The organism is Streptomyces mesophilus, assembly GCF_011044995.1.
In the GTDB taxonomy this organism is placed as follows: Bacteria; Actinomycetota; Actinomycetes; order Streptomycetales; family Streptomycetaceae; genus Streptomyces; species Streptomyces mesophilus.
Genome location: NZ_JAAKZW010000443.1, coordinates 1 through 1,837 on the forward strand (window position 1 = coordinate 1; position 1,837 = coordinate 1,837).

General features: G+C 70.2%; 2 protein-coding genes. Both read right to left on the reverse strand.

Annotated elements, in window-relative coordinates; translation table 11 throughout:
• On the reverse strand, positions 1–390 hold a 390-nt coding region (locus G6045_RS40425; protein ID WP_165337237.1), incomplete at its 3' end, for an AMP-binding protein.
• Positions 391–455: 65 nt separating this feature from the next.
• Positions 456–1,784: an SLC13 family permease gene (locus tag G6045_RS40430; RefSeq protein ID WP_165337236.1), complete on the reverse strand. Its 1,329-nt coding sequence runs from the start codon at positions 1,782–1,784 to the stop codon at positions 456–458.
• Positions 1,785–1,837 lie beyond the last annotated feature (53 nt).

The window sequence follows — 1,837 nt, forward strand, 5'->3', positions numbered from 1 at the left end:
GTGGTCGGGGGCGGGTTCGACGGGGAGCGGCGATGTTCCGGGGAGCGCCACCGTGGGGTCGAGACGAACCAACCCCTGTAGAGATGACGGCAGTTCGTCGCCATGTGCCGCAAGCACCACGATCGGCTCGCAGTCACCCACGATGTGTGCCAGCTCCCGCTCGCCGATCTTGGGGTTGATCGGTACCGCGGGCACCCCCGCGAGCAGGGCCGCCACCACCCCGACCGCGGTCTCCATGCTGGGCGTCGCCCACACGGCGACCCGGCTCGCCCCCTTCAGGGAGGCGGCCAGGCGCCCGGCGACCGCAGCCAGTTCGCCGTACGACAGCGAGCGCTCGCCGAACCGCAGGGCCGACCGCGACCCGCCCTCGGCGAGGGCCGGGAACAGCATCGAGTGGGAACTCACGTGACGTACTCCAATCGTCGAGGGGCCGCTCGTCTCGAGGTCAGCCTGCCTCACCCGAAGCCGGGCACCACCAGGACCAGCCAGACGACAGCGGGGACCACGGCGACCACGATGCCGCCGTAGATCATCAACTGCCGGAAGAACCGCTCGCGATCGACATCGGGAGCCGCCGCGAGCACCAGTGCGCCATTGGTCGAGAACGGGCTGACGTCCACGACGGTCGCGGACACCGCGAGAGCGGCGATCATGCCGACCGCGCCGATCTCGCCCTGTGCGAGGAACGGGACGGCCAGCGGGATGAGCGCGCCCATGATGCCGACGGAGGAGGCGAAGGCGGAGATGATGGCGCCGATGTAGCAGAGCAGTACGGCGGCGAGCAGCGGTACGCCGATGTCGCCGACCCCCTCGCCCGCCCACTTGATGGTGCCCATCTCCTCGAGGACGCCGACGTAGGTGAGGACACCGCAGATCAGGAGCACGGTCGGCCAGGCGATCTCGCCGACGGCCTTGCGGCTGGTGTCCGGCCAGACGGCGCTGAGGACCACGGCGAGGGATACGGCGGTGAGTCCGGCGTCGAGGTCGAAGACGAGGACGGCCACGACCAGGGCGACCAGGGCGATGAGGGTGGCGATACGGGGCGGGGTGAGGCGGGTGTCCTCGTCGGGTTCGGGTTCCGGCTCGGGCTCTGGGGCCGGGCTCTTGTCGCTGCTGTCGCCGGTGCTTCCGGTGCTTCTGGTGCCGGCACCGGCGAGGGCGAGGGTGTCGGCGCGGTGGCGGGCCAGCTTCAGGCCGCCGAACAGGACGAAGACCACGGCCGCGATGATGAGGTTGGCGACCAAGGAGGCGAAGAACAGGGCCAGTTCGTTGCCCGGAAGGTTCTCGCGCTCGACGATTCCGTTGACGATCGAGCCGTAGATGCTGATGGGCGAGAAGCCTCCGCCCTGCGCGCCGTGGACGACCATCGCGCCCATGAGGAGCGGGCTGATGCTGTAGCGCGCGGCGAAGCTCAGGGCGATCGGCGCGACGATCGCGACGGCGGCCGGGCTGACGGCGCCGATGGCGGTGAGGGCACCGGTGATCACGAACATCACCCAGGGGATGAACGCGATCCGGCCGCCGACCAGCCGGATGGAGGCGTGCACCAGCCAGTCGGTGGTGCCGTTGGCGCGGGCGATGGCGAAGAGGTAGGTGACGCCGACCAGGACGACGAAGAGGTCGCCCGGGAAGCCGGCGAAGATGCCGTCCGCGTCGAGGTCGGCGACGAGTTCGCCGACGCCGAATGCTGCGGCGAAGGCGAGCGCGCCCATGTTGATCGAGCGGGTGGTGGCGATCACGAAGACCACCACTAGTACGAGGATCGAGATCAGTTCCGCGGACATCGGGGCTCCCGTCCCTGGGGCGCGCGCGTTCGGTTTGGGGGTTGGGCGGTGGG